Genomic DNA, 6,000 nt, shown 5'->3' with positions numbered 1-6,000 from the left:
GTCGCGATCTGCCTCCCACGAGGCCGGACCTCGTCACGGGGAGGCGTCCCGCGCACCCGACCGCTCACGCACCCACAGCGCCCTGAGCCTGTCGAAGGGCGGGAGCCGATCATGCAGGGATGGTCACGGGTGTTCCGGCGACCGGCTCAGCTGGGTTGGCAGAAGCGGAGCTCGTTGCCGAAGGGGTCGGTGACGGTCATGGTGGGTCCGCCGGGGGCGGAGCGGTCGATGCCCGGGCGGAGCCGACCGTCGGCGGCGGCGAGGACCTGCGAGCGGTAGGCGTCCAGGCCCCGGACCGGGATCCACACCACCGTGCCGGGGGTGCCGTCGCCGTGGTGCTCGCTGAGGGCGAGCCTGGTCTCGTCCCGGCTGATGCCGAGGAAGGCGGGCATCCCGGGCTCGAACCGGTGCTCGAGGTCGAGGGAGAAGCCCAGGGTGTCGAGGTAGAACGCCCGGGCGAGGGCGACGTCGTAGACGCGCAGCACCGGCGTCGCCGGACCGCTGCCGGGCTGCTGGTAGCGCGCCGAGAGGTGGTTCCAGTCCTGGTGCCCGAGGGCACGGGACAGCAGGTCCAGGCTCTGGCCGTGGGTCAGGTCGTGGCCGGGTGGCAGTGCCGCCCGTAGGGCGCGCGCCATCGACTTGGCCTCGTCGGCGGTGAAGGGGATCACGGGTGCTCCGTCTCCTCGAGCGGGCTGTCCTGGTGCTCGCGTTGCCAGGCGGTGCTCGGGAAGGGGCACGTGGTCCTCGCTGCACTGAACGACGCATTCACCGTGCCCGGGAAGGGCTGCGAGCGGCAGGGGCGTCGACCCGGCCCTCACGCTACGACCTCCGCCCGACCCGCGCCAGACCCCGTCGGCGGGATAGGTGCCGGCCGGGCCCGACGGCGCCGTGTCGCACCAGCCTGAGGGGTGCCCACTCGGCGCACCGCTCAGCGCTCGCAGCGCCGCAGAAGCCCGAGCGGCGCCCGGTCGAGGCACACCTCACGGGTCGGCGGCCACCCTTGTCGTTAACCACGTTAAAGATTAACATCGTTAACGATGTCGACCGTCGATCGCGCCCCCGCCTCCACCCGCCTCGCCCAGGACCTCCGTCGCAGCGTGATGCGGCTCGGGCGACGACTCCGCCAGATGCACGAGGAGAACCTCGGTCTGACCGCCAACCAGCTCTCCCTGCTCGGCGTCCTGGTCAAGCTCGGTCCCAGCACCGTCGGCGACCTCGCCGAGGTGGAGAAGGTCCAGCCGCCCGCGATCACCCGCACCGTGAAGGCGCTGGAGTCCCTCGGCCTGGCCGAGCGGACCGCCGACCCCGAGGACGGCCGCCGCAGCGTGGTCGCCACCACCGAGCGCGGCCGCGGGATCGTGCTGGCCGACCGGCGGCGCCGGGACCGCTGGCTGGTCAAACGGCTGGCCGAGCTGAGCCCCGAGGAGCGCCGGGTGCTGGCCGAGGCCGCCCCCGTGCTGCTGAAGCTGGCCGACGCATGAGCATGTTCGCCGCCCTCCGGGAGCGCAACTACCGCGTCTACCAGTCCGGTGCGCTGGTCTCCAACGTCGGCACCTGGATGCAGCGGGTGGCCCAGGACTGGCTGGTGCTCGAGCTCTCCGGCGGCTCGGCGCTGGCCGTCGGCGTCACCACCGCCCTGCAGTTCCTGCCCACCCTGCTGGTCACCCCCTACGGCGGCGTCATCGCCGACCGCTTCGACAAGCGGACGGTGCTGCGCTTCTCCCAGACCTGGATGGCGCTGTGCGCGTTGACCCTGGGGCTGCTGGCCATCACCGGGGTGGCCCGGACCGAGATGGTCTACGCGCTGGCCCTGCTGTTCGGGATCGGCTCGGCGCTCGACATGCCCGCCCGGCAGTCCTTCGTCAGCGAGATGGTCCCCGGCGACCTCATCCCCAACGCCATCGGCCTCAATGCCGCCAGCTTCCACACCGCCCGCATCGTCGGACCGGCGCTGGCTGGTCTCGTCATCCACGCCTTCGGGTCGGGCTGGGCGATCCTGTCCAACGCCGTCACCTACATCGCCTTCCTGGTGGCGCTGTCGGCGATGGACGGCTCGCGGCTCACGCCGACCGAGCGCAGCACCCGGGTCCGCGGCCAGCTCCGCGAGGGGCTGAGCTACCTGCGCGGACGTCCCGACCTCGTCCTGGTGCTCTGCACGGTGTTCTGCGTCGGCACCTTCGGGCTGAACTTCCAGATGACCTCGGCGCTGATGGCCCAGCAGGAGTTCCACAAGAGCGCGGAGGCCTACGGCATCCTGGGCTCCTGCATGGCGGTCGGCTCGCTCCTCGGCGCGCTGCTGGCGGCCCGCCGCACGAGCGCGCCGCGGCTGCGGACGGTGCTCGGGTTCTCCGTCCTGTTCGGCGTCGTCGAGGTGGCCTCGGGGCTGATGCCGGGCTACCTCAGCTTCGCCGCCTTCCTGCCGGTGGTCGGTCTCTGCTCACTGCTCACCCTCACCGCCGCCAACGCCACGGTCCAGATGGGCAGCGACCCCCGCGTCCGGGGCCGGGTGATGGCCCTGTACTCGATGGTGCTGATGGGCGGCACCCCGGTCGGCGCCCCGGTGCTCGGCTGGGTGGGTGAGCTGTTCGGCCCACGCTGGACGCTCATCGGCGGGGGGCTGGGCGTCGTGGTCGGGGTGCTCGTCAGTGTCGCGGTCTACACCCGGTTGCGCCACATCGAGCTGCCCCGGCTGACCGACCCCGCCGGGTGGCTGGCCCGGCCGCGCCCACGCACCCACCCCGACTGATCCCTGGTCCTCGTCGGCACCCGGTGCGGGGGCGCCCGCCCGGGCCTAGGGTCGTCCACGTGACCACCGCCGACCCGTCCCGGGTCTTCGTCCCACCGCGCTGGTTCGTCCGGCTGGCCTGGCGTGTGCACCGACGGATCTACGCCGGCAGCGGCGGACGCCGCGGGCTCCGGCGCGCCGGACCCGGACGGGAGGGCTACCTCTGCCTCGTCTCCACCGGTCGGCGCAGCGGGCAGCAGCGGCGCGTGCTGCTGGCCTACCTCGAGGACGGGCCCGACCTCGTCACGCTGGCCATGAACGGCTGGTCGGAAGGGGAGCCGGCCTGGTGGCTCAACCTGCTCGCCAACCAGGACGCCGTCGTCGAGCTCGTCGACGGCACGCGGCGCGTGCGGGCGCACGCGGCCACCGGTGCCGAGCGGGAGCGGCTGTGGGCCCGCTGGCGCGAGCTCGACGAGAAGCTGGACGACTACGCGGCCCGCCGTCCGGGTGGGACGGCGGTGGTCGTCCTCGCACCGCGTGCGCCCTCGGACACCTGAGCCCCCGGTACCACCGGCGACGCCGCGGTCAGCGCGTCCGGCTGGCGGCGTCCAGGTGCACCACGACCCGGTTGAACAGCCGGGACGCCGCCTCGGGCGCCACGATGCTGGGCCGGGGCTGCTCGGCCAGGTGGTAGAGCCAGAAGCCAGCCTCCGGGTGGCCCGCGGCCGCGGCCTGCAGGGCGCAGGCCCGGGAGGCCGCGCGCACCACGTCGGGTTCGGTGGTCCACAGCGCCTCGAACAGCCGGCGCTCCTCGGCGACCGGCGACTGCCCCGGCAGCTCGCGGGCCAGCAGGGCGGCGGGCAGCTCGGCGGAGTCGCACACCACGATCCACTCCCGGGTCATCGGGCTGCCGGCGGGGACGTCCACCCGCGCGAGCCCCGCGGACTGCTCCTCCGCGTCGGCCGGGGCTCCGCCGAAGTCGGCCAGGGCGGCGGCGTGCTCGGCCACCCGGGCCAGCTCGATCCAGCGCGCCCGGGAGGCCTCGTAGTAGCGGGTGGTCTGGAACGCGCCGAACAGCACCGGCCGCTCGGCGCGGGCGGCGAACTCGTCCTCGATGGCCCAGGACAGCCCGAGCAGGGTGGGCTTGCCGAGGCGGTGCACCTCCTCGGCGGGGAACAGCTCGGTCACGTGCTCGAACACCGAGTCGACCCGTTCGGAGGTCTGCGCTGCGGTCGTCGTCATGCTGGGTCTACCTCACTCAACGGACGGGTCTGGTCCCGGTGACCCTACTGCCCGCAGCGCCTCTGCTTCAGCCGGGCCGCACCGGCTGGGCGATGGTGGCCTCCACCCAGGCGTCGGGGATGCCGAAGCCGTCGACCAGGGTCGCCAGGTGGGGCCGCAGCTCCTCGCACAGCGCGTCGACGGCCCGGGTGACCTCCTTGGCGCGGGCGGCGCTGATCCGGTTGTGCTCCAGGTACCAGCCGCGGTCGGCCTCCACGCGCGACAGCACGTGCAGGTCGCAGACGCTCTCCAGCAGCGCGGCGCAGGCCGGGTCGGTGCACCCGTCGATGCCGGCCAGGAACGCCTCCAGCAGCACCCGGTCCACGTGGGCGCGGGCGGCCTCCAGCAGGTGCGGCTGGACGTCGTTGAAGGCGGCGAAGGGGCCGCGGCCGTCGGCCCGCCCGCGCCGCAGCCGGACCGCCGCGGTCTCCACCAGGTGGCGCTCGCGGTCCTCCAGCAGCTCCAGCTGCCAGCGCCGGTCGCGGACGCCGCCCTCGCGCCGGCCGCGGCTGCCCAGCCGCTCGAACACGCTGCGGGCGACGGTCCGCTCGATCGCCACGCCGACGGCGTTCTCGGCGGCGAAGCGGGCCATCCCGCGCCAGTCCAGGCCCTCGAACTGCGCCGAGTAGCGGGTCAGCAGGCCCTTGCCGACCAGCTGCAGCAGCACCGTGTTGTCGCCCTCGAAGGTGGTGAACACGTCGGTGTCGGCCTTGAGCTGGGGCAGCGTGTTCTCGGCCAGGTAGCCCGCGCCCCCGCAGGCCTCGCGGCAGGCCTGGATGGTGGCCGTGGCGTGCCAGGTGGAGACCGCCTTCAGCCCGGCGGCCCGCGACTCCAGCTCGCGCTGGGCCCGCGGGTCGGGCTGGCCCTCGCCGGTGAGCAGGTCGTGCATGGTGCTGGTCAGCTCGTTCTGGGCGAAGGAGAGCGCGTAGGTGGTGGCTAGTGCGGGCAGCAGCCGGCGCTGGTGGGCGCGGTAGTCGGCCAGCAGCACCTCCTCGCCGTCGTCGGGGCCGGTGAACTGACGGCGCTGCAGCGCGTGGCGGACCGCGATCGTCAGCGCGTGCTTGGTGGCGTTCTGGGCGGCCCCGCTGACGCTGACCCGTCCCCGCACGAGCGTGCCGAGCATGGTGAAGAAGCGGCGGGTCGGGCTCTGCACCGGGCTGGTGTAGGTGCCGTCGGCGGCGACCTGGCCGTAGCGGTCCAGCAGCGCCTCCCGCGGCACCCGCACGTGGTCGAAGGTGAGCCGGCCGTTGTCGACGCCGTTCAGCCCGGCCTTGCGGCCGCAGTCGCCGATGGTGACCCCGGGCGCGGTCCGGCCGTCGGGGGTGCGGATCGGCACCAGCAGCGCGTGCACCCCGTGCGCCCGGCCGCCGGTGTGCAGCTGGGCGAAGACGACGGCCAGCTCGCCGTCACGGGCGGCGTTGCCGATGTACTCCTTGCGGGCGGTCGGGGTGGGGGAGTGGATGTCGAAGGTCTGGGTCTGCGGGTCGTAGGTCGCGGTGGTCTCGATCGACTGGACGTCGGAGCCGTGCCCGACCTCGGTCATCGCGAAGCAGCCCATCAGGTCGAGGTCGATGGCGCGCCGCAGGTAGGTGCGGTGGTGGTGCTCGGTGCCGAGGGCGGTGATCGCGCCGGCGAACAGCCCCCACTGCACGCCCGCCTTGACCATCAGCGACAGGTCGCGGTAGCCGAGCATCTCCATGGTGATCTGACCCGCCCCGATGTCGCCCCGCCCGCCGACCGAGGGCGGGAAGGCGGTCTGCGGCATCCCGGAGGCGCCGAACTGGTGCAGCCGGGCGGTGACCCGGGCCCGGTGCTCCTCGGTGCCCAGGTCGTAGGACGGCGGCTCGTCGCGCGGCAGCTCGAAGGCGCGCGAGCGCTGCCGGACGGCGGCCCAGCGGCCGTCGAGGACAGCCGTCAGCGTCTGCGGGTCCACCCCGCCACGGTGCTCGGGCTCGGCTGCCGAGAGCTGCGGGACGTCGATGACCTCACTCATG

The 6,000-nt window shown here is 73.9% G+C and carries 6 protein-coding genes; 3 read left to right on the top strand and 3 right to left on the bottom strand.

The features are described 5' to 3' along the window. Positions 1 to 146: 146 nt before the first annotated feature. Positions 147 to 668: a glyoxalase superfamily protein gene (locus DT076_RS05540; RefSeq protein ID WP_199538972.1), complete on the bottom strand. Its 522-nt coding sequence runs from the start codon at positions 666 to 668 to the stop codon at positions 147 to 149. A 369-nt stretch (positions 669 to 1,037) separates the two neighbouring features. Here DT076_RS05540 and DT076_RS05535 point away from each other — a divergent pair, with 369 nt between their 5' ends. From DT076_RS05535 to DT076_RS05525, 3 genes are read left to right on the top strand one after another with little or no spacing between them, the layout of a single operon-like run. Continuing rightward, positions 1,038 to 1,481, top strand: coding sequence for a MarR family winged helix-turn-helix transcriptional regulator (locus DT076_RS05535; protein ID WP_114125617.1), 444 nt, complete (start codon positions 1,038 to 1,040; stop codon positions 1,479 to 1,481). Beyond that, positions 1,478 to 2,746 (top strand): MFS transporter, encoded by a 1,269-nt coding sequence (locus DT076_RS05530; protein WP_233493662.1) that lies wholly within the window; start codon positions 1,478 to 1,480, stop codon positions 2,744 to 2,746. Before DT076_RS05535 ends, DT076_RS05530 begins: the two co-directional genes overlap by 4 nt. A gap of 59 nt (positions 2,747 to 2,805) precedes the next feature. Then, on the top strand, positions 2,806 to 3,282 hold the full coding sequence (locus tag DT076_RS05525; protein ID WP_114125615.1) for a nitroreductase/quinone reductase family protein: 477 nt from the start codon (positions 2,806 to 2,808) through the stop codon (positions 3,280 to 3,282). A gap of 28 nt (positions 3,283 to 3,310) precedes the next feature. On the opposite strand, the gene DT076_RS05520 is transcribed toward DT076_RS05525, so the two are convergent. Beyond that, a complete protein-coding gene (locus DT076_RS05520) occupies positions 3,311 to 3,967 on the bottom strand; it encodes a DICT sensory domain-containing protein (RefSeq protein ID WP_114125614.1) in 657 nt (218 codons plus the stop codon). A 67-nt stretch (positions 3,968 to 4,034) separates the two neighbouring features. Next, positions 4,035 to 5,999 carry an acyl-CoA dehydrogenase family protein gene (locus DT076_RS05515; protein ID WP_114125613.1) on the bottom strand — a complete coding sequence of 655 codons (1,965 nt, stop codon included), beginning with the start codon at positions 5,997 to 5,999 and terminating at the stop codon, positions 4,035 to 4,037. Position 6,000 lies beyond the last annotated feature (1 nt).

Origin of the sequence: Desertihabitans brevis, assembly GCF_003327535.1 — a bacterium.
In the GTDB taxonomy this organism is placed as follows: Bacteria; Actinomycetota; Actinomycetes; order Propionibacteriales; family Propionibacteriaceae; genus Desertihabitans; species Desertihabitans brevis.
This window is presented reverse-complemented; position numbering and strand designations above follow the sequence as displayed.

What these genes read in the sequence shown, in the direction of transcription:
- DT076_RS05520 (WP_114125614.1), bottom strand. Translation starts at nt 3,967, where the DNA reads ATGACGACGACCGCAGCGCAGACCTCCGAACGGGTCGACTCGGTGTTC.
- DT076_RS05530 (WP_233493662.1), top strand. Translation starts at nt 1,478, where the DNA reads ATGAGCATGTTCGCCGCCCTCCGGGAGCGCAACTACCGCGTCTACCAG.
- DT076_RS05515 (WP_114125613.1), bottom strand. Translation starts at nt 5,999, where the DNA reads ATGAGTGAGGTCATCGACGTCCCGCAGCTCTCGGCAGCCGAGCCCGAG.
- DT076_RS05535 (WP_114125617.1), top strand. Translation starts at nt 1,038, where the DNA reads ATGTCGACCGTCGATCGCGCCCCCGCCTCCACCCGCCTCGCCCAGGAC.